Source organism: Plantactinospora sp. CNZ320 (genome assembly GCF_002846275.1).
Map to the genome: position 1 here is coordinate 2,104,113 of NZ_PJMP01000001.1, position 21,060 is coordinate 2,125,172.

Here is a 21,060-nt window from a genome sequence, read left to right on the forward strand (position 1 = left end):
GGGTCACCGACCCAGGCCGAACGGGCTGGCGGAGCGCTCCGAACCGCCCAGTCCGAGCTTGGCGGCGAGGCCCTGGCGCCGGTTGGCCGGCGGGTCGTGCGGGCTGACCTTGACCACCGGCGGGGCGTCCTGGTCGTACCAGTCGGCCTGCCGGATCGCCTTCATCGCCTCCTTGCGCCCCTCGGCGTCGAGTCGGTCGAGGAAGAGCACCCCGTCGAGATGGTCGGTCTCGTGCTGGATGCACCGGGCCATCAGGCCGGTGCCGACGATCTGCATCGGGTCGCCGTACTCGTTGTAGCCCTTGGCGACCACGTTGAGCCGGCGCTTGGTGTCGAAGTAGAGCCCGGGGATGGAGAGGCAGCCCTCCGGGCCGTCCTGCTCGTCGGAGTCGGGGAACTCCAGCACCGGGTTGACCAGGTGTCCGAGCACGTCGTCGACGTCGAAGGCGAACACCCGCAGGCCCACGCCGAGCTGCGGCGCGGCGAGGCCGGCACCGTTCTGCTCCCGCATCGTGTCGGTCAGGTCGGCGACCAGTTTGCGCAGCTCGGCGTCGAAGTCGACGACCGGTTCGGCCGGGGTGCGCAGCACCGGGTCCCCGAAGAGACGGATGGGCTGGACGGTCACGCGGGACGGCTCCTTCACGGATGGGATCGGTGGTGCCGTGCCCAGTCTACGGGCGGGCCGGGGTGCCGAGGCGGTGCGCCGGCCCCGCCCCGGGGTCGGCGGGTGCGCGGGCCGGTTCGGTGTGCAGCCGCCGTGACGTCGGTCACGGGGGGCGGATCGGGCCGCAGAAGTGGGACGCGGCGGTGCCGAGGTGCTGCGGCGACGGGTCAGGGTTGGGTGCCCGGCTCGCCGGCCAGTACGGCGTCGGTGCGCTCCAGGATGTGCTCGGGAAGCGGCAGCTGCGTACCGTGTGCGGCGTCCCAGTCGTAGATCACGCTGAGCCCGACCTCGGCCCGGAAGTACTCGATCGCGCTGAGCCCGCCGACCACCTGTTCGTCGCACTCGGCGACGAGTTGCCCCGGCACCAGCTTGAAGCCGTTGCGCAGCGCGGCGCTGAGCCGGCGGTGCCCGTCGACCACGAAGAACTTCTCGCCGGTGTAGCCGATCCGCAGCGGCTCCAGGGCCTCCTCCCCGGCCTGCCCGATCTGGGCGACGAAGTCCGTCTCCCAGAGGCCGCGCAGCCCCTGGATCTCCTGGGTGGGGTAGATCCGGGCCGGGTCGAGCAGCAGCAGCGGCGGGGAGTCCCGGAGGATCTCCCGGCCGAAGGAGCCCTCGTAGGCGGCGATGACGTGCTCGACCACCTCGTTCGCGGACGCCTTGGTGGTGTCGCAGATCAGGTCGTAGTTGCGCAGTTTCGCCTTGTCGACGCCGTACCGGACCAGAAAGCGGTTCCGCTCGCTCTCGCTGCGCTCGTGCAGCTTGGCCCGGGCCTCCTCGATCGAGGTGTAGCTCTCCGCCGGCCCGGACGGCCGGGCGAGCACCCGGCGGGCCGCCTCGGTCGGCTCGGTGATCATGTGGATCTTGAGCGCGTCCTTGAAGAAGTGCCAGGCGAGCCGGCTGTCGACGATGAGCTGCTCACCGGAGTCGGCGATGTCCTGCTGGAGCTGGTCGACATAGCCGTCGACGGCCTGGTCCAGCTCGGCGTGCAGGTTGAGCTGGAGCGCGGTCATCTTGCGCTGCTGGGCCATCTCCCGATAGAGGTCGCCGACGCTGACCCGGCGCAACCCGAGTCGTTTGGCCAGCTCGATGGAGACGGTGCTCTTACCGCTACCAAGGTCACCGTTCAGGACGATCGACTGCCGACCGGTCACGACCTACCCACCCCTGATCCCAGGTTGCTCAAGATCAATAGTTTGAACGCCGAACCGGCGCGGTCACTCTCCGTCACGCCTCTCGCGTGGAGCATGAGGGGGCGATGGTATCACCCGAATCCCCGACCACAGGTCGGACTCTTAGTGCGCCTGCTCCGGATACCCACTGCGGACGGTAGTCGAAACAACCCTCCGTGTCGGGTTCTCGGTCGGTACCCGGTCAGAAGTCGTCGGTACCCGTCAGAAGATGTCCTGCGGGTCGACCTGGATCCGGACCGGCTGCCCGGCCTTGCGGGCCGTACGCAGCGCGGCCGCCTCGTGCAGCGCGGCGGCCAGCGCGGCGGCCTGGGACCGGGGCACCCGGACCAGCATCCGCTCCTGCCCCTGCGCCGCCGGCACCGGGCCGAGCACCTCGGCGGTCGGCGGCAGCCGGGCCTCGTCGAGCAGCTCCGCCACCGCCGCCGCCACCCCGGTCAGGCTGGCCATCCGGGCAGCCGGCGGAAAGCCCAGCTCCCGCCGCTCGGCCAGCTCCCGACCGGCGAACCAGCCCGGATCCCAGCGCAGCAGCGCCTGCACCGGCGCCAGCGACCCGTCCGCGACCACCACCACCCGGCCGCCGGCCGCACCGGGCCGGGCCAGCGCCGCCGCCGCCAGCCAGCGCCGCAGCGCCTCCTCCCCGGCCCGCAGGTCTGCCCGGGTCAGCAGCGCCCAGGAGTCCAGCAGCAGCACCGCGCCGTAACCGCCGTCGGCCACCGGCTCCGCGCCGGGTGTCGCGATCACCAGCCCCGCGTCGCCGGGCACCGAACGCAGCACCTCCTCCCGACCCGAGGTGCGCACCGGCACGCCCGGAAACGCCCGGCCCAGCTCCTCGGCGGTACGCCGGGCACCCACCACCGCCGCCCGGAGCCGGTGCCCGCCGCACTGCGGGCAGGCGTAGCCGGCGGTCACCCGGGCGCACCACCGGCAGGCCGGGATGGCGCTGGCCGAGCGCAGGGCGAGCGGACCGGAGCAGTGCGGGCAGCGGGCCGGCTCCCGGCACTGCGCGCAGGCCACCGCCGGCAGGTAACCGCGCCGGGGCACCTGGACCAGTACCGGCGCGTCGGCCTTCAACGCCGTCCGGGCCGCGTCCCAGGCCAGGCTCGGCAGCCGGGCCGAGGCGGCGGCGGGATCGCGGGCCAACTGCGGGTCATCGCCGGTCGGCGTGATCCTCGGGGTACGCGCCCGCAGCGTCGACCGGTCCGCCACGATCTCCCGCGCCCAACCCGTCTCGACCAGCAGCCGCGACTCGGCGGTACGGGCGTACCCGCCGACCAGCACCGCGGCGTCACCGAGCCGCGCTCGGGTGAGCAGCACCTCCCTGGCGTGCGGGTACGGCGCCCGGGGCTCGGCGTGCAGGTCGTCCCCGTCGTCCCAGATCGCCACCAGCCCGAGGTCGGTGACCGGGGCGAACATCGCGGCCCGGGTACCGATCACCACCGGCACCCGGCCCCGGCAGGCGGCCAGGAACGCCCGGTACCGCCGCGCCGGCCCGAGCGCCGCGGAGAGCGCCACGTGCCGGTCCTCGCCGAGCAGCCCGGTCAGCGCGGCGTCGAGCCGTTCCAGGTCCCGGGCGTCGGCCACCACCGCCACCACGCCCCGGCCACCGCGCAGGGTCGCCGCCGCCGCCTCGGCGAACCGGGTCGCCCAGTCCTCGCCGGGCAGCGCCGACCAGACGGCCCGGGGCGCCCGGCCGGCGGCCAGCGCCCGCAGGAACCCGGGTCCGGCCGGGTAGTCCCGCCAGCCCGCCTCGACGGCACCGTCGGCGTCGACCGCACCGGCCACCGGCGCAGTGGGCGGGGCGGCTTCGCGCTCGACCCGGGCGTGCCGGGGCGGTACGGCCAGCCGCAGCACGTCGGCGAGGTTGCCGGCGTACCGGTCGGCGACCGCCCGGGCCAGCCGGGCCACCTCCGCTGTCAGCACCTGCTCGGGCGAGACCACCCGCTCCAGGTAACTGAGCCGGCCCTCGTGGGCGGAGAGTTCGGCCCGGTCCAGCAACCAGCCGTCGACGAGCTGGCCGGCGAAGCGCACCCGCACCCGGGTGCCCGGCCGGGCCTGGTCGGTGAGATCCGCCGGGACCAGGTAGTCGAAGGGCCGGTCCAGGTGCGCCAGCGGCACGTCCACGCAGACGCGAGCGACCGGCAGCCCAGGTGCGGGCTGCCGGTCGCTGCGCTTGCTGGTGGTCAGGCTCCCGCGGCCGACTTGAGGTCGGCGGCGCGGTCCGTGTTCTCCCAGGTCAGATCGGGCAGCTCGCGGCCGAAGTGGCCGTAGGCGGCGGTCTGCCGGTAGATCGGGCGGAGCAGGTGCAGGTCCCGGATGATGGCTGCCGGACGGAGGTCGAAGACCTCGCCGACCGCCCGCTCGATCCGGTCCACCGGCACGGTCTCGGTGCCGAAGGTCTCGATGAAGAGGCTCACCGGGTGCGCCTTGCCGATCGCGTACGCCACCTGGACCTCGCAGCGCTCGGCCAGCCCGGCGGCCACCACGTTCTTCGCCACCCAACGGGTCGCGTACGCGGCGGAGCGGTCGACCTTGGACGGGTCCTTGCCGGAGAACGCCCCACCGCCGTGCCGGGCGTACCCGCCGTAGGTGTCGACGATGATCTTGCGCCCGGTCAGTCCGGCGTCACCCATCGGCCCGCCGATCTCGAACCGGCCGGTGGGGTTGACCAGCAGCCGGTACCCGTCGATGTCGAGGCCCAGCTCCTCCAGCTCCGGCGCGATGACGTGCTCGCGGATGTCCGGGGTCAGCAGCGACTCCAGCGAGATGTCGGCGGCGTGCTGGCTGGAGACGACGACCGTGTCGAGCCGGACCGGGCGCAGCCCGTCGTATTCGATCGTCACCTGGGTCTTGCCGTCCGGCCGCAGGTAGGGAATGGTCCCGTCCTTGCGGGTGGCGGAGAGCCGCCGGGCCAGCCGGTGCGCCAGCGCGATCGGCAGCGGCATCAGCTCGGGCGTCTCGGAGCAGGCGAAGCCGAACATCATGCCCTGGTCACCGGCGCCCTGGGCGTCCAGCGCGCTCTCCGAGGAGCCGGAGCGCAGCTCGATGGCGCTGTCCACACCCTGGGCGATGTCCGGCGACTGCGAACCGATCGACACGCTGACGCCGCAGGAGGCGCCGTCGAAGCCCTTCTTGGACGAGTCGTAGCCGATGTTCAGGATCGTCTCGCGGACGATCGCCGGAATGTCGGCGTACGCCTTCGTGGTCACCTCGCCCGCGACGTGCACCTGGCCGGTCGTGATGAGAGTTTCGACCGCGACCCGGCTACGCGGATCCTGGTCCAGCAGCGCGTCGAGGATGCCGTCGCTGATCTGGTCAGCGATCTTGTCCGGGTGGCCTTCCGTGACCGACTCCGAGGTGAACAAGCGACGTACCACGGTGCTCCTAAGATCTCGAATTCAGTTGACGCGGCAGTGTAGTCACGGCCGCATGGTTCCCTGACCCTGCCCGGTAAGCCTGCTGCCCGGTCATGACAGGCCGGTTAAGCGCGTTACTACCAGATCCCAGACGCCATCGGCGAGATCTTCCTTGGATTGCTCCGGAAACGCTGTCGTCGACCCGTCAGCGCCGAGCACGACGGCGGTGTTGCGATCGGCACCGAAGACCTTGTTCGGACCGACCTCGTTGACGACGATGAGGTCGGCCCGCTTGCGGACCAGCTTGGCCCGGGCATTCGTCTCGGCGTCGCTGGTCTCGGCGGCGAAGGCCACCAGCACCTGCTCCGGCCGTCGGCGCTGGCCCAGCTCGGCGGCGATGTCGGGGTTGGCCACCAGCTCGACGGTGAGCGGGTCGGCACGGTCCGACTTCTTGATTTTGTCTGTCGCGTACGTCGCCGGCCGGAAGTCCGCGGGTGCCGCCGCCATCACCACGGCGTCGGCCGTCTCGGCCGCCTCCAGGGTGGCCTTGCGCAACTCCTCGGTGGTGGAGACCCGGACCACGTCCGCCCCGGCCGGATCCGGCAGCGCCACGTTCGCGGCGACCACCGTCACCTGGGCACCCCGGGCCACCGCCGTCCGGGCGAAGGCGTAGCCCTGCTTGCCCGACGACCGGTTGCCGAGGAACCGCACCGGGTCCAGCGGCTCACGGGTGCCGCCGGCCGTGACCACCACCCGGCGGCCGACCAGGTCCCGGGGTTCGGCGACGCCCCGGGCGAGCACCCGGCGGGCCACCGCGAAGATCTCGGCCGGCTCGGGCAGCCGGCCCTTGCCGGTGTCGACCCCGGTCAGCCGGCCACTGGCCGGCTCGATCACCAGCACACCCCGACGGCGCAGCGTGGCGACGTTCTCCACGGTGGCCGGGTGCTCCCACATCTCGGTGTGCATCGCCGGGGCGAGCACCACCGGGCAGCGGGCGGTCAGCAGGGTGTTGGTGAGCAGGTCGTCGGCGAGCCCGTGCGCGGCCCTGGCCAGCAGGTCGGCGGTTGCCGGGGCGACGACGACCAGATCGGCGGTCTGACCGAGGCGGACGTGCGGCACCTCGTGCACGTCGGCCCAGACCTCGTCGGCGACCGGCTGGCCGCTCAACGCCTCCCAGGTCGGCGCGCCGACGAAGCGCAGCGCGGAGGCGGTCGGCACGACCCGGACCCGGTGCCCCGACTCCGTGAAGAGCCGGAGCAGCTCACATGCCTTGTAGGCGGCGATGCCACCACCCACACCGAGTACGACCGCGGTCATCGCCGACGCCCGGACGACCCTACGGCTGGTCGGTCGGCTCAGCGGTGAGCAGACCGGCGTTGATCTCCCGCATCGCGATCGAGAGCGGCTTCTCCTGCGGGGTGGTCTCGACCAGCGGGCCGACGTATTCCAGCAGGCCCTCGCCGAGCTGGCTGTAGTAGGCGTTCACCTGACGGGCGCGCTTGGCGGCGAAGATCACCAGAGCGTACTTCGAGGTGGTCTTCTCGAGCAGCTCGTCGATCGGCGGGTTGGTGATGCCTTCGGGACTGGCGATGGATCCCACGGGGATAAACCTCGGTGTCTTCTCGACCGCCGGGCGCGGCGGTCAGGTCGGAGTTGGCTCAGGTCTGCGTCCGCCTCGCATCCGCGGCGACCTCGCCGGCAGCGCTCGCCGTGGTGGCCCAGATGGGTGGTTGGCCCGGATGGGTTGCCCGCGTCGGCGTGCCTCAGGTCGGCGTCAGAAAGGACGAACCGAGCAAGCTTACCAGTTCGTCCGCAGCGCGCCCGAGCACGTCGTTGACGACCGTCGCGTCGAATTCTCGGCCCGCCGCGTCGGCGTCGGACCGGCTCGGGGCCAGGTAGACCAGCCGGGCCTGCGGCATCGCCGACCGCACCTGGTGTGCGCCGCGCAGATCGATCGGGAGCAACACCGGTTGGCCGGCCGACAACCGGATCAGCACCGGTTCGCGGGGCGTCCCGTACAGGTGGACGCCAATTTCCGACCACTCCAGCAACTGTCCGCCGTCGAGGAGCCGGCCGAATTCGGCCCGGTCCAGGAAGCGGTAGTGCACGCCGTCGGCCTCGTACCGCCGACGGGGGCGGGTGGTCACCGGAACCGGCAGCCACAACCGGGGCGACCGGGCCCGGACAAGTCGGGTCACGCTGTCCTTGCCGGCCCCGGAGGGACCGGCAAGGACCGTGAGACGAGCCGCTGGGCGGACATCGTCATGCGTACTCACTGCTTGTTTCTACACGGCGGGTGGAACTAGTTCGCCGAGAATTCTCCAAGCAGTGCCTTGCGCTGCTGCTCACCGAGGCCACGGAGGCGACGGCTGTCGGCGATCTTGAGCTTCTCCATGATCTGGGTGGCCCGGATCTTGCCGATTCCAGGCATGGCCTGAAGTACGGCCGATACCTTCAGCTTGCCGACGACGTCGTCCGACTCCGCACGGTCGAGGACGGCGGCGAGGTTGGTCTTGCCCTGCTTGAGCTCTTCCTTGAGCTTCGCCCGAGCCTTGCGGATCTCCGCGGCCTTCTCCAGCGCGGCTGCGCGCTGTTCGGGGCTCAGTTGGGGGAGCGGCACCAGTTCTCCTCAGGTCCCTATCGCGACGGGCGGGACGCGCCGTCGCATCTGTGAAACGTGGTGTGCCTGGGAACCAAAGGGGTATGTGGTTCCCAGCGCGGGGAAAACTAGCGGCCTGCGGAGGTTTCGGCAACGTGGGCACGCCATGATCATGTCAGCGTAACCGCGAGATCACTGACTGCCGCCGGCCAGCGCGGCCCGGCAATCGGCGAGCGCCCGCTCCGCGGCGGCCCGCAACGCGGCGGGGTCGGGACCCGCCCCGAGCACCTCCCGGGAGTACGACGGGAGCACCGACGACAGCCCGTTCCCGAAGACCGTACGCAGGTCGTCGGCGCGCCCGCCCTGCGCGCCGAGCCCCGGGGCGAGCAGTGGTCCGCCCACCCCGGAGAGGTCGTGCCCGGTCTCGCCGATGGTGGCGCCGACCACCAGCCCGAAGCTGCCCAGCGGTTCCGCACCCGCGTTGAGCTGCGAAATCTCTTCAATGATCGTTTGGGCGACCGTGCGCCCGTCCGCACCGACGGCCCGCTGCACGCTGGCGCCCTCGGGGTTGGAGGTGAGCGCCAGCACGAAGACGCCGCCGCCGTACTTGCGCGCCGTGTCGAACATCGGGGCGAGCGAGCCGACCCCCAGGAAGGGGCTCGCGGTGATCGCGTCGACATACATCGGGCTGGATGGATCCAGGTACGCGTCGGCGTACGCGGCGACCGTGGAGCCGATGTCGCCGCGCTTGACGTCAAGCAGAACGAGCGCGCCGGCGCCCCGCAACTGTCGGATAATTGACTCAAGTACGCCGACCCCGCGCGACCCGAACCGCTCGAAAAACGCCGACTGCGGCTTGACGACAGCGACCCGGTCGCCGAGCGCCTCGACCACCGTCCCGCCGAACCGGGCGAGCCCGTCGACGTCGTCGCTGAGCCCCCACCGAGACAGCAGGGCCGGATGGGGGTCGATGCCGACGCAGAGCGGCCCGCGCTCCGCCATCGCCCGGTGCAGCCGGCTGCCGAAGGTCTCCATTCGCCTCTCCTCTCCGTCGGCGACGTGACCATCTGTCATGTCGCCGGGACTAACCGTCACGTTCTGTTCCGGCCGCATCCGCCCGGACCGGGTGGCGGATCCGGGGTCGACCCCGTCGGGTCAGCCGGCCTCGGCGGCCGCCCCGATCGCCGCACAGATCAGGGCCAGGTCGTCCTCCCCGGTGACGTACGGCGGCATCGTGTAGATCAGGTCCCGGAACGGGCGCAGCCACACCCCGTACGCCGCCGCGGCCTCGGTCGCCGCCGACATCTTCACGTCGTGGTCGAGTTGCACCACCCCGATCGCGCCCAGCACCCGGACGTCGGCCACCCCTGCGGCGCCCCGTAACGGCGCCAGGCCGGCCGACAGCCCGGCGGAGATCCTCTCGACGTCCGCCGCCCAGTTTCCGGCCTCCAGGAGCCCGACAGAGGCGTTTGCGACCGCACAGGCAAGCGGGTTCCCCATGAAGGTCGGGCCGTGCGCCAACACTCCGGTGCCGGAGATGCCCTCGGCGACCCCCGGGGTGCAGAGCGTGGCGGCCAGGCTCAGGTAGCCGCCGGTGAGCGCCTTGCCCAGACACATCACGTCCGGGGTCACCCCCGCGTGCTCCGCCGCGAAGAGCGCGCCGGTCCGGCCGAAGCCGGTGGCGATCTCGTCGAAGATCAGCACGATGTCGTGCTCGGTGCAGACCTCGCGGAGCAGCCGGAGATAGTGCGGGTTGTGGAAGCGCATCCCCCCGGCCCCCTGCACCACCGGCTCGACGATCACCGCCGCGAGTTCGCCGGCATGCCTGTGCAGCGCGTCGGCGAGCGCGCTCGCGTACGCCGGGTCGATCGGGGTGGCGAAGCCGGCCGGCGGCACGTCGGCGAAGACCTGCCGGGGCAGTACGCCGGTCCAGAGCGAGTGCATCCCGCCGACCGGGTCGCAGACGCTCATCGGATGGAAGGTGTCCCCGTGGTATCCGCCCCGCCAGGTGGCCAGCCGGTGCCGCTGGGGCCGCCCCCGGCCGCGCTGGTACTGCAACGCCATCTTGACGGCCACCTCGACCGAGACCGAGCCGGAGTCGCAGAGGAAGACGTGTTCCAGGCCGGGTGGGGTGATCTCGACGAGGGTGCCGGCCAACCGGACGGCGGGCTCGTGGGTCAACCCGCCGAACATCACGTGGCTCATCCGGCCGAGCTGGTCGGTGACGGCGGCGTCCAGCACCGGATGCCGGTACCCGTGGATCGCCGCCCACCACGACGACATGCCGTCGACCAGTTCCCGGCCGTCGGCCAGGTGCAGCCGTACCCCCTCGGCGCCGGAGACCACGAAGGGGTCGGTGCTGGCCGGCATCGGGGCGTACGGGTGCCAGACGTGTGCCCGGTCGGCCGCGAGGATCTCCTCCGGGGTCACCGCCGCTCCCCCGCTCCGGCTGTGGCGACCTCCCCGGTGTTCACCGCCGGCTCGCCCGGGCCACCGCGCGGACCAGTCCCGGCCCGCCGTAGACGAAGCCGGTGTAGAGCTGCACCAGGCTGGCTCCGGCGTCCAGCAGCGCGGTGCCGTCCGCCGGGTCGAGGATGCCGCCCACCCCGACCACCGGCAGCGCGCCGCCGGTCTCGCGGTGCACGAAGGAGACCACCTTCCGGGTACGCGCGGTCAGCGGCCGCCCGGAGAGCCCGCCCGCCTCGCCGGCCCGGTGCGCGTCGGCCGGGGCGATCCCGTCCCGGCCCAGCGTGGTGTTGGTGGCGATCACCCCGGCGGCGCCCCGGTCCAGGCAGACCGCCAGCAGGTCGGCGATGGCCGGCTCGGTCAGGTCCGGGGCGAACTTGACCAGGATCGGCTTCTCCCCGACCAGCGCGGTCAGCAGCGTGTCGAGGTGCGCCCGGTCCTGCAACGCCCGCAGTCCCGGGGTGTTCGGCGAGGAGACGTTGACCGCGAAGTAGTCGCCGTACGGCGCCAGCGCCCGGTAGGAGGCGAGGTAGTCGGCGACGGCGTCGTCCAACGGGGTGACCTTGGACTTGCCGAGCGAGATGCCGAGCGGCACACCCAACGGCCGGCGCAGCGCGGCCAGCCGGGCGGCCAGCGCCCCGGCACCGGCGTTGTTGAAGCCCATCCGGTTGATCACCGCCGCGCTCTCCGGCAGCCGGAACAGCCTCGGCCGGGGGTTGCCCGGCTGCGGGTGCGCGGTGACGGTGCCGACCTCGACGAAGCCGAAGCCGAGCGCCGGCCAGGCCGGCAGCGCGGCACCGTCCTTGTCCATCCCGGCGGCCAACCCGACCGGGTTGGGGAAGTCGATCCCGAAGACGGTGCGCGGGGCGGAGACGGCGTACCGGGCCCGCAGCAGGGCCAGCGCGGCCGGGCTGCGGGACAGCCTGGCCAGCCGGCGCAGCGTCCACTCGTGCGCGGTCTCGGCGTCACCGCCGCCGAGCCGGAACAGCGCCGGCCGGACGACCCGGTCGAAGACCGCTCCCCCGCCCGCCGTACCCCGGCCCGGTTCCGTCGTCGTCGACGCGCTCACTCGCCGGCCCGCAGCGCCGCGTGCAGCTCCTGCAACGGCCGGACCGACATGTCGCCGCGGATCAACGCCTCGATCCCCATCACCGCCGCCGCCGCGCCGGGCACCGTGGTGATGCACGGGGTGTCCGCGCCGACCGCCGCACTGCGGATCTCGTACCCGTCGGAGCGGGCGCTCGCCCCGGAACCCTGCGGCGTGTTGATCACCAGGTCCACCTCGCCGGCCGCGATCAGCGAGACCGCGTCCGGCGAGTCGGCGCCCTCCTCGTAGTGCTTGCGGATCAGCGTGCAGGAGATGCCGTGCCGGCGCAGCACCTCACCGGTGCCGGTGGTGGCGACGATCTCGAAGCCGAGGTCGGCGAGGCGCTTGACCGGGAAGATCATGCCGCGCTTGTCCCGGTTGGCCACCGAGACGAAGACCCTGCCCCGGACCGGCAGCGAGCCGTACGCCGCCGCCTGCGACTTGGCGAAGGCGTGCCCGAAGGCGGTGTCGATGCCCATCACCTCGCCAGTGGACTTCATCTCCGGGCCGAGCAGCGAGTCGATGCCCTTGCCGGTCGGGGTGCGGAACCGCTTGAACGGCAGCACCGCCTCCTTCACCGCCACCGGCGCGTCGGCCGGGGTGGTGGTGCCGTCGCCGGTCGGCGGGAGCAGCCGCTCGGCGCGCAGTTCGGCGATCGTGGCGCCGAGCATGATCCGGGCCGCCGCCTTGGCCAGCGGCACCGCCGTGGCCTTGGAGACGAACGGCACGGTACGGGACGCCCGGGGGTTCGCCTCCAGCACGTAGAGGGTGTCGTCCTTCAGCGCGTACTGCACGTTGAGCAGGCCGCGTACCCCGATCCCCCGGGCGATCTGCACGGTGTAGTGGCGTACCGCCGCCAGGTGCGAGCTGGCCAGCGTGATCGGCGGCAGTGCGCAGGACGAGTCGCCGGAGTGGATCCCGGCCTCCTCGATGTGCTCCATCACCCCGCCGACGTAGACCTCGCCGTCGGCGTCGCAGAGCGCGTCCACGTCGATCTCGATCGCGTCGTCGAGGAAGCGGTCCACCAGCACCGGATGGTCCGGCGAGATGTCGGTGGCCCGGGCGATGTACCCGCGCAGCGTCTCGTCGTCGTAGACGATCTCCATGCCCCGCCCGCCGAGCACGTACGAGGGCCGGACCAGCACCGGATAGCCGATCTCGGCGGCGATCGCGTGCGCCTCGTCGTACGCGGTGGCGGTGCCGTGTGCCGGCGACCGCAACCCGGCCCGGTCCAGCAGCGCACCGAACGCGCCCCGCTCCTCGGCCAGGTGGATCGACTCCGGGCTGGTACCGACGATCGGCACGCCCGCGTCCTTGAGCCGCTGCGCCAGGCCCAGCGGGGTCTGCCCGCCGAGCTGCACGATCACGCCGACCACACCCGGCCCGCCGGCCGCCTTACCGGAGGTGTCCTCGGAGTGCCAGACCTCCAGCACGTCCTCGAAGGTCAGCGGCTCGAAGTAGAGCCGGTCGGCGGTGTCGTAGTCGGTGGAGACCGTCTCCGGGTTGCAGTTGACCATCACCGTCTCGTAGCCCGCGCCCTCGGCGCCGGAACCTGACGCAGCGGCCGAACCCAGCGGCGCGCTGCGCAGCGCCATGACCGCGTGCACGCAGGAGTAGTCGAACTCGATGCCCTGGCCGATCCGGTTCGGCCCGGAGCCGAGGATCAGCACCTTGGGCCGGTCCGATCCGGTCACCTCGGTCTCTTCCTCGTAACTGCTGTAGTGGTACGGGGTACCGGCGGCGAACTCGGCGGCGCAGGTGTCGACGGTCTTGTAGACCGGGCGTACCCCGAGCCGGTGCCGGAGGGTGCGTACCCCGTCCTCGGCGGCCAGCTCCGGGCGGAGCGCGGCGAGCTGCCGGTCGGAGATGCCGGCCCGCTTGGCCCGGCGCAACAGCTCCTCGTCGAGTACGGCGGCACCGACGATCTCGGCGCGCAGCTCGACGAGCCCGGCGATCTGGTCCAGGAACCACGGGTCGATCCCGCCGGACGCCTCCGACACCTGCGCCACCGAGGCGCCGAGCCGAAGCGCCCGCTCGACGGTGTAGAGCCGCCCGTCGTGCGGCATCCGCAGCGCCGCGAGCGTCGACTCCAGGGTCGCGCCCTCCGGGTCCGGCACGGTCCAGAAGCCGGCCTCCTTCGTCTCCATCGAGCGCATCGCCTTGTTCAGCGCCTCGGGGAAGTTCCGGCCCAGGCTCATCGCCTCGCCCACCGACTTCATGGTGGTGGTGAGTTCGCGGTCGGCGGCCGGGAACTTCTCGAAGGCGAACCGGGGGATCTTCACCACCACGTAGTCGAGGGCCGGCTCGAAGGCGGCAGGGGTCTTCAGGGTGATGTCGTTCGGGATCTCGTCCAGGGTGTAGCCGACGGCCAGCTTCGCGGCGATCTTGGCGATCGGGAAACCGGTCGCCTTCGAGGCCAGCGCCGACGAGCGGGAGACCCGCGGGTTCATCTCGATCACGACCAGCCGGCCGTCGCGCGGGTTGACCGCGAACTGGATGTTGCAGCCGCCGGTGTCCACCCCGACCTCGCGGAGCACCGCGATGCCGAGGTCACGCAGCCGCTGGTACTCGCGGTCGGTCAGGGTCATCGCCGGTGCGACGGTGACGCTGTCCCCGGTGTGCACACCCATCGGGTCGACGTTCTCGATCGAGCAGACCACCACGACGTTGTCGTTGCGGTCCCGCATCAGTTCGAGTTCGTACTCCTTCCAGCCGAGCACGCTCTCCTCGATGAGTACCTCGTGCACAGGGCTTTCGGCGAGTCCCGCCCCGGCGATCCGCTCCAGGTCCTCGTCGGTGTGCGCCATCCCGGAGCCGAGGCCGCCCATCGTGAACGACGGCCGGATCACCACCGGCAGGCCCAGTTCACCGACTGTGGCCCGGACCTCCTCCATCGAGTGGCAGACCCGGCTGCGCGGGGTCTCGCCGCCGGCCTTGGCGACGATCTCCTTGAAGAGCTGCCGGTCCTCGCCGCGCCGGATCGCGTCGATGTCGGCGCCGATCAGCTCGACGCCGTACTTGGCGAGTACCCCGGACTCGTGCAGCGCCACTGCGGTGTTCAGCGCGGTCTGGCCGCCCAGGGTGGGCAGCAGGGCGTCCGGGCGTTCCTTGGCGATGACCAGCTCGACGAACTCCGGGGTGATCGGCTCGACGTAGGTGGCGTCGGCGAACTCCGGGTCGGTCATGATGGTCGCCGGGTTGGAGTTGACCAGGCTGACCCGCAGCCCCTCCGCGCGCAGCACCCGGCAGGCCTGGGTACCGGAGTAGTCGAACTCGCAGGCCTGGCCGATCACGATCGGCCCGGAGCCGATCACCATTACGTGCTTGAGGTCTGTCCGCCTGGGCATCAGGAGCCCTTCTTCTCGATGAGCTCGGCGCCGCTCTTGCCTTTTCGCTCCACAAGTTCCGCGAAGCGGTCGAAGAGGTAGTCCGCGTCGTGCGGGCCGGCCGCCGCCTCCGGGTGGTACTGCACGGTGAACGCGGGCACGTCCCTGGCCCGCAGCCCCTCGACCACGTTGTCGTTCAGGCAGACATGGCTGACCTCGACCCCGCCGAAGTCGGTGTCGATCACCTGGTTCAGCGGCGCGTCGACCGCGAACCCGTGGTTGTGGCTGGTCACCTCGACCTTGCCGGTGGACTGGTCCAGCACCGGCTGGTTGATGCCCCGGTGCCCGTATCCCAGCTTGTAGGTGCCGAAGCCGAGCGCCCGGCCGAGGATCTGGCTGCCGAAGCAGATGCCGAAGAGCGGGATCTGCCGGCGCATCACCTCACGGGCCAGCCCGGCCGGATGGTCGGCGGTGGCCGGGTCGCCCGGACCGGGCGAGAAGAAGACCGCGTCGGCACCGGTGGCCAGCAGGTCCTCGATGCTGGACGAGGCCGGCAGCACGTGCGTGGTGACCCCGCGCGCGGCGAGCCGGCGCGGCACGTTCCGCTTGATCCCCAGGTCGAGGGCGGCGACGGTGAACCGGTGCTCCCCCTCGGCCGGCACGACGTACGGCCGGGCCGTGGTCACCTGGGCGGAGAGGTCGGCCCCCTCCATCCGGGGCGCCTCGCGGACCCGGGCCAGCAGTTCCTTCGGGTCCTCGGTCAGGCTGGAGACCCCGACCCGCATCGCGCCGCGCTCCCGCAGGTGCCGGGTGAGCGCCCGGGTGTCCACCCCGGCGATCCCGACCACGCCCTCGGTGGCGAGCCGGTCCTCCAGCGCGCCGGTGGCCCGCCAGTTGGAGCCGATCCGGGCCGGGTCCCGGACGACGTACCCGGCCACCCAGATCCGGCCCGACTCGTCGTCCTCGGGGTTCACCCCGGTGTTGCCGATGTGCGGCGCGGTCTGCACCACCACCTGGCGGTGGTACGACGGGTCGGTGAGCGTCTCCTGGTAGCCGGTCATCCCGGTGTTGAAGACGGCCTCGCCGAAGGTCTCCCCCACGCTGCCGTACGCCTCGCCCCGGAAGGTCCGGCCGTCCTCCAGGACCAGGATCGCGGATCTTCTCCGGTTGCTCATGCCCGACCTCCGATCCGGACTGCGGGGCTCGCCAGCTCACTCCTCGCTCGGATCACCGCACGGCCTTTCCGTCCAGTACCGTCGGCTCGCCGCGCAGGAAGGTCGCGACGATCCGGCCCGGCAGGGTGAGCCCGGCGTACGGGGTGTTGCGGCTGCGGCTGGCCTGCTCGCCCGGGTCGATGGTGCGGCGGGCCGCCGGATCCACCAGGGTCAGGTTGGCCGGTACCCCGGGTGCCGGGTCACGGCCGTGCTCGGTCAGCCCGGCGATCCGGGCCGGGGTCCGGGACATCCGCTCGGCGATCAGGTCCCACCGTTCGCCGAGTACGTCGAGCAGCACCGAGAGCGCCGTCTCCAGCCCGAGCATCCCCGGCCGGGCGTACGCCCACTCGCACTCCTTGTCCTCCAGCGCGTGCGGGGCGTGGTCGGTGGCGACGATGTCGACGATCCCCTCGACCAGCGCCTCGCGCAGCGCGGTGACGTCGGCGGCGGTACGCAGCGGCGGGTTGACCTTGAACACCGGGTCGTAGCTGGCCCCTGTCCTTCCACTGTTCGCGAGTGCGGGGCTCGCAAGCTCACTCCTCCCGCTCACGACCTCGTCGGTGAAGAACAGGTGGTGCGGGGTGACCTCGGCGGTGACCCGTACCCCGCGCTTCTTGGCGTGCCGGAGCACCTCGACGCTGCCCGCGGTGGAGAGGTGGCAGACGTGCAGCCGGCTGCCGACGTGTTCGGCAAGCAGCACGTCCCGGGCGATGATCGCCTCCTCGGCGACCGCCGGCCAGCCGGTCAGGCCGAGCCGGGTGGAGACCTCGCCCTCGTGCATCTGGGCGCCCTCGGTCAGCCGGGGCTCCTCGGCGTGCTGCGCGATCACCCCGTCGAACGCCTTGACGTACTCCAGTGCCCGGCGCATCAGCCGGGGGTCGGCGACGCAGTGCCCGTCGTCGGAGAAGATCCGCACCCGGGCTGCGGAGTCGGCCATCGCGCCCAGCTCGGCCAGGTGCTCGCCGGCCAGCCCGACGGTGACGGCGCCGATCGGCTGCACGTCGACCAGTCCGGCCTCGCGGCCGAGCCGCCAGACCTGCTCGACCACGCCGGCGGTGTCGGCGACCGGCGAGGTGTTCGCCATCGCGCAGACGGCGGTGTAGCCGCCCAGCGCCGCCGCCCGCGAACCGGACTCGACGGTCTCGGCGTCCTCCCGGCCCGGTTCGCGCAGGTGCGTGTGCAGGTCGACCAGGCCGGGCAGCGCGACCAGCCCGTCGCCGTCGACCACCCGCGCCCCACGGGCGGCCAGGCCCCGGCCCGTCTCGGCCACCACGCCGCCGGTGAGCAGCAGGTCGGTCGGCTCGGCGCCGACCACCCGCACGCCCCGGATCAGGTACGCGGCTCCCGGATCACCTCCGGCGGTGTACTCGGTCATCACTTCATTCCCCCCAGCAGCAGGTACAGGACGGCCATCCGGACGGAGACGCCGTTGGTGACCTGTTCGACGATCGTGGAGCGGGACGAGTCGGCCACCTCGGGCGCGATCTCCATCCCGCGGTTCATCGGACCCGGGTGCATCACGATGGCGTGGTCCGGCAGCCGGGCCATCCGGGGCCCGTCGAGCCCGTACCGCCGGGCGTACTCCCGGGCGGACGGGAAGAACGAGTCGGCCATCCGCTCCCGCTGCACCCGCAGCATCATCACCACGTCCGAGGTGGGCAGCACCGCGTCGAGGTCGTAGGAGACCTCGGTACCGGGCGCGAGCGCGGTACCGATGTCGACCGGGATCAGCGTCGGCGGGCCGACCAGGGTCACCTTGGCGCCCAGGGTGGCCAGCAGCAGCACGTTGGAGCGGGCGACCCGGCTGTGCAGCACGTCACCGACTACCGCGACCGAGAGCCCGGCGATCCGTCCCAGCCGGGACCGCATCGTGTACGCGTCCAGCAGTGCCTGGGTCGGGTGCTCGTGGGTGCCGTCCCCGGCGTTGAGCACCGAGCCCTCGACCCAGTTGGCGAGCCGGTGCGGCGCGCCGGAGGCGGGGTGCCGGATCACCACCGCGTCGGCCCCCATCGCCTGGAGGGTCAGCGCGGTGTCCTTCAGGCTCTCGCCCTTTGAGACGCTGGAGCCCTTGGCCGAGAAGTTGATCACGTCGGCGGAGAGCCGCTTCGCCGCCGCCTCGAAGGAGATCCGGGTCCGGGTGGAGTCCTCGTAGAAGAGGTTGACCACGGTACGACCACGCAGCGCGGGCAGCTTCTTCACCTCGCGGCCGGCCACCGTTGCCATCTCGGCCGCGGTGTCCAGGATCAGCGTCGCGGTGGCCGCGTCGAGATCCGCTCCGGAAAGTAGGTGCTTGAGCACTATGCCGCCCCTCCGATCAGCTTGACCTCGTCGGCGCCGTCAGTCTCCGCGAGAGTCACCTTGACGCTCTCGGCGAGCGCCGTCGGAATGTTCTTGCCCACGTAGTCGGCCCGGATCGGCAGCTCCCGGTGGCCCCGGTCGACAAGCACGGCGAGCTGTACCGAACTCGGCCGGCCGAGGTCACTCAGCGCGTCGAGGGCGGCCCGGACGGTTCGGCCGGAGAAGAGAACGTCGTCGACCAGGATCACCCGCTTGCCGTCGATGCCCTCCGGAGGAACCTGGGTGGGGCCGATCGCGCGTACCGCGTGTCGACGGAGATCGTCACGGTAGAGAGTGATATCCAGCACACCGACCGGTACGTCGATGTCTTCGAAGGCGTTGATCCGGGCCGCCAGCCGGCGGGCCAGCGGAGCGCCCCGGGTGGGGATACCGAGCAGCACGGTACCGGCCGCGCCCTGGGTCTTCTCCAGGATCTGGTGTGCGATTCGGTCCACCACCCGGGCCAGTTCGGCACTGGTCAGGATGACCTTCACGGACGGTGGTGAGACCGGCTGCGGCTGAGCAGCCTGCGGGTACGCCACGGCGGACCCCCTTCCCCGCCTCACGGGACGGGTCGTTAAAGGACGTCGGATTCCGGCGCTTGCCTGACGAGGGCCCGGGCCGGGGCTCTAGCCACGTTACCACTGGCCACGGGGCCAGCTCTGGCGGCCCGCTGACCGTCGGATCAGCGAGTCCAAACCGCCCGGCCGAACACGATCTTTGTAATAGGTAGGTAACTAGCACTTGACCACGTGTCGTAATCCCCGTACCGTCACGCTCCGTAGCGATCGCTGGGGAGATCCCCGACCAGCACTGGGAGTGCCGAATGCCCTCTGAATACGCCAAGTCGTTGGGCGCGCGCCTGCGCTCTATCCGTCAGCAGCAGGGACTGTCCCTGCAGGGGGTGGAGGAGAAGTCAAACGGACGGTGGAAAGCCGTCGTGGTCGGCTCGTACGAGCGGGGCGACCGGGCGGTGACGGTCTCCCGTCTCGCCGAACTCGCGGACTTCTACCGGGTGCCCGTCTCGGAACTACTGCCGGACGGCAGTGGCGTCCGTCACGAGCCGACGAACAAGATCGTGCTCGACCTCGAGCGGCTGTACGACGAGGCCTCCGAGGACCTCGCCTACGTCGCCCGCTATGCCCGAGCCATCCAGCAGCAGCGCGGTGACTACAACGGACGGGTGCTGTCGATTCGTGCGGACGACCTGCGGGCGCTCGCGATCGTCTACGACTCCTCCCCCTCCGGGCTGATCGAGCGGCTCACCGAGCACGGTGTGCTCGTCGCCGACCCCCGGGCGCTCTTCGCGTCCTGATCCCCCCGACTCGCGGGGTCCGTGCCCACCGGGCGCGGGCCCCGCGAGCCGTTTCTGAACCCGGGCCGCCGGTCACCGCAGCACGGCAGCCGACCAGGACGAGCCGGTTTGCGAGACTGTCGAGCTGCCCCGCCTGTGCTCCCGCCGCGGAAGACCTGCCGGAGGGCCTCCCGCCCCGGAAGACCTCCAAGCCGGAACGCCGGAAGGCCTCCGACACCGGAATTTTCCTGGTTCGACGGGCGCAGGCAGCCAGGAGCCGCTTTCCGGTCGAGCCCCGCCGCCGAGTTGCCGGTCACAATGCGCATCGGCGCCGCTCCGGAAACCGACCTTCTCGGACGAGATCGCCCCGGGGCGACAGCAGGCTCCGGTGGGCGCACAAACGGGGCAGCTCTACAGTCTCGCGCAGAGACACTGCCCGGCAGCCGGCCGCTGCCCGCCAGCCAACAGCCGGCACCGCGACGGCGCCGGCCCGACCGACGGGCTCAGCGCGTCGCGTACTCGGCGATCCGGCCCAGGAGGCCGTTGAGGAACCGGGGCGAGTCGTCGGTCGACATCTGCCGGGCCAACTCGACCGCCTCGCTGATCGCCACCGCGTCGTCGATCTCGTCGAGATAGAGCAGCTCGTAGACGGCGATCCGGGCGAGGTTGCGGTCGACCACCGGCATCCGGTCCAGTGTCCAGCCCTCGGCGTAGCTGCCGAGCAGCTCGTCGATCCGGGCCTGGTGCTCCGCCACGCCCTCGATCAGGCCGATCGCGTAGTCCAGGTGCTCCGGACGCGGCTGCTCCAGCCGGCGCAGATAGCCGACCAGCACCTCGGCGGCGGGTTTGGTCCGCAGGTCCGCCTCGTAGAGGACGTCAAGGGCCCGCTTGCGTGCCTTGCGGCGGGCGGGCATCTGCTGCTTGGGGCCCTCCGCCATCAGGCTCGGCCGAGATAGCGGCCGTCGCGGGTGTCGACCTTGATCTTCTCGCCGGTGGTGATGAAGAGCGGCACCTGGACGGTGGCGCCGGTCTCGACCGTCGCCGGCTTGTTGCCGCCGGTGGAGCGGTCGCCCTGCAACCCGGGCTCGGTGTAGGTGATCTCGAGTACGACGCTGGTCGGCAGCTCGACGTAGAGCGGTACACCCTCGTGGGTGGCGACGATCGCCTCCGCCTCGGGCAGCAGGTAGTTCGCCGCCTCGCCGACCGTGCCGCCGGGCACCGGAATCTGGTCGTACGTCTCCAGATCCATGAAGACGTAGTCCTCGCCGTCGGCGTAGAGGTACTGCATGGTGCGCTTGTCGACGGTGGCCGTCTCGACCTTGGTACCCGCGTTGAACGTCTTGTCGACCACCTTGCCGGAGAGCACGTTCTTGAGCGTGGTGCGGACAAAGGCACCGCCCTTGCCGGGCTTGACGTGCTGGAACTCCACGACAGCCCAGAGTTCGCCGTCGAGGTTGAGGACCAGACCGTTCTTCAGGTCGTTGGTGGTGGCCATTTCCTGCCTTGATCTTTAATTCGGGCGGACAGACCC

At 71.8% G+C, this 21,060-nt stretch carries 19 protein-coding genes; 1 reads left to right on the plus strand and 18 read right to left on the minus strand.

Going from position 1 to position 21,060, the window contains the following annotated elements; genetic code table 11:
- Positions 1 to 3 precede the first annotated feature (3 nt).
- The 16 genes from def to pyrR all read right to left on the minus strand — a co-directional run bounded on the left by def (position 4) and on the right by pyrR (position 18,777).
- Positions 4 to 624, minus strand: a complete 621-nt coding sequence (def, locus tag CLT71_RS09105) for a peptide deformylase (RefSeq protein WP_101366721.1) — start codon at positions 622 to 624, stop codon at positions 4 to 6.
- Positions 625 to 830: 206 nt separating this feature from the next.
- Complete coding sequence (locus CLT71_RS09110; protein WP_101366722.1) at positions 831 to 1,814, minus strand: AAA family ATPase; 984 nt, start codon at positions 1,812 to 1,814, stop codon at positions 831 to 833.
- A gap of 240 nt (positions 1,815 to 2,054) precedes the next feature.
- Positions 2,055 to 4,037, minus strand: a complete 1,983-nt coding sequence (locus tag CLT71_RS09115) for a primosomal protein N' (RefSeq protein ID WP_101371281.1) — start codon at positions 4,035 to 4,037, stop codon at positions 2,055 to 2,057.
- A complete protein-coding gene (metK, locus tag CLT71_RS09120) occupies positions 4,034 to 5,227 on the minus strand; it encodes a methionine adenosyltransferase (RefSeq protein ID WP_101366723.1) in 1,194 nt (397 codons plus the stop codon). Before metK ends, CLT71_RS09115 begins: the two co-directional genes overlap by 4 nt.
- A 90-nt stretch (positions 5,228 to 5,317) precedes the next feature.
- Positions 5,318 to 6,523 carry a bifunctional phosphopantothenoylcysteine decarboxylase/phosphopantothenate--cysteine ligase CoaBC gene (gene coaBC, locus CLT71_RS09125; protein WP_101366724.1) on the minus strand — a complete coding sequence of 402 codons (1,206 nt, stop codon included), beginning with the start codon at positions 6,521 to 6,523 and terminating at the stop codon, positions 5,318 to 5,320.
- A 19-nt stretch (positions 6,524 to 6,542) separates the two neighbouring features.
- Complete coding sequence (gene rpoZ / locus CLT71_RS09130) at positions 6,543 to 6,806, minus strand: DNA-directed RNA polymerase subunit omega (protein ID WP_101366725.1); 264 nt, start codon at positions 6,804 to 6,806, stop codon at positions 6,543 to 6,545.
- 163 nt (positions 6,807 to 6,969) lie between these two features.
- Positions 6,970 to 7,482, minus strand: coding sequence for a nucleoside/nucleotide kinase family protein (locus CLT71_RS09135; RefSeq protein ID WP_101366726.1), 513 nt, complete (start codon positions 7,480 to 7,482; stop codon positions 6,970 to 6,972).
- A 26-nt stretch (positions 7,483 to 7,508) separates the two neighbouring features.
- Positions 7,509 to 7,826 carry an integration host factor, actinobacterial type gene (mihF, locus tag CLT71_RS09140; protein ID WP_101366727.1) on the minus strand — a complete coding sequence of 106 codons (318 nt, stop codon included), beginning with the start codon at positions 7,824 to 7,826 and terminating at the stop codon, positions 7,509 to 7,511.
- A gap of 171 nt (positions 7,827 to 7,997) precedes the next feature.
- The gene (gene pyrF / locus CLT71_RS09145; RefSeq protein WP_101366728.1) at positions 7,998 to 8,840 is read right to left on the minus strand and encodes an orotidine-5'-phosphate decarboxylase; all 843 of its coding nucleotides are present in this window, start codon (positions 8,838 to 8,840) and stop codon (positions 7,998 to 8,000) included.
- Between the two features lie 120 nt (positions 8,841 to 8,960).
- Positions 8,961 to 10,235: an adenosylmethionine--8-amino-7-oxononanoate transaminase gene (locus CLT71_RS09150; RefSeq protein ID WP_101366729.1), complete on the minus strand. Its 1,275-nt coding sequence runs from the start codon at positions 10,233 to 10,235 to the stop codon at positions 8,961 to 8,963.
- Between the two features lie 40 nt (positions 10,236 to 10,275).
- Positions 10,276 to 11,340 carry a quinone-dependent dihydroorotate dehydrogenase gene (locus CLT71_RS09155; RefSeq protein ID WP_101366730.1) on the minus strand — a complete coding sequence of 355 codons (1,065 nt, stop codon included), beginning with the start codon at positions 11,338 to 11,340 and terminating at the stop codon, positions 10,276 to 10,278.
- Entirely contained in the window at positions 11,337 to 14,705 is a 3,369-nt protein-coding gene (gene carB, locus CLT71_RS09160; RefSeq protein WP_101366731.1) for a carbamoyl-phosphate synthase large subunit, read from the minus strand. Before carB ends, CLT71_RS09155 begins: the two co-directional genes overlap by 4 nt.
- The gene (carA, locus tag CLT71_RS09165; protein ID WP_101366732.1) at positions 14,705 to 15,859 is read right to left on the minus strand and encodes a glutamine-hydrolyzing carbamoyl-phosphate synthase small subunit; all 1,155 of its coding nucleotides are present in this window, start codon (positions 15,857 to 15,859) and stop codon (positions 14,705 to 14,707) included. The genes carB and carA overlap by 1 nt, the downstream gene beginning before the upstream one ends.
- 52 nt (positions 15,860 to 15,911) lie before the next feature.
- Positions 15,912 to 17,273 carry a dihydroorotase gene (locus CLT71_RS09170; protein ID WP_101366733.1) on the minus strand — a complete coding sequence of 454 codons (1,362 nt, stop codon included), beginning with the start codon at positions 17,271 to 17,273 and terminating at the stop codon, positions 15,912 to 15,914.
- Positions 17,273 to 18,196: an aspartate carbamoyltransferase catalytic subunit gene (locus CLT71_RS09175; RefSeq protein WP_101366734.1), complete on the minus strand. Its 924-nt coding sequence runs from the start codon at positions 18,194 to 18,196 to the stop codon at positions 17,273 to 17,275. The genes CLT71_RS09170 and CLT71_RS09175 overlap by 1 nt, the downstream gene beginning before the upstream one ends.
- A complete protein-coding gene (pyrR, locus tag CLT71_RS09180; protein WP_101366735.1) occupies positions 18,196 to 18,777 on the minus strand; it encodes a bifunctional pyr operon transcriptional regulator/uracil phosphoribosyltransferase PyrR in 582 nt (193 codons plus the stop codon). The genes CLT71_RS09175 and pyrR overlap by 1 nt, the downstream gene beginning before the upstream one ends.
- Positions 18,778 to 19,061: 284 nt before the next feature.
- On the opposite strand from pyrR, the gene bldD reads away from it, so the two are divergent.
- The gene (gene bldD, locus CLT71_RS09185) at positions 19,062 to 19,550 is read left to right on the plus strand and encodes a transcriptional regulator BldD (protein WP_101366736.1); all 489 of its coding nucleotides are present in this window, start codon (positions 19,062 to 19,064) and stop codon (positions 19,548 to 19,550) included.
- 482 nt (positions 19,551 to 20,032) lie between these two features.
- Here bldD and nusB read toward each other — a convergent pair whose 3' ends face one another.
- Together nusB and efp are read right to left on the minus strand one after the other, a co-directional pair.
- Positions 20,033 to 20,443: a transcription antitermination factor NusB gene (gene nusB / locus CLT71_RS09190; RefSeq protein ID WP_199187882.1), complete on the minus strand. Its 411-nt coding sequence runs from the start codon at positions 20,441 to 20,443 to the stop codon at positions 20,033 to 20,035.
- 23 nt (positions 20,444 to 20,466) lie between these two features.
- Positions 20,467 to 21,024, minus strand: a complete 558-nt coding sequence (gene efp / locus CLT71_RS09195) for an elongation factor P (protein ID WP_101366738.1) — start codon at positions 21,022 to 21,024, stop codon at positions 20,467 to 20,469.
- Positions 21,025 to 21,060 lie beyond the last annotated feature (36 nt).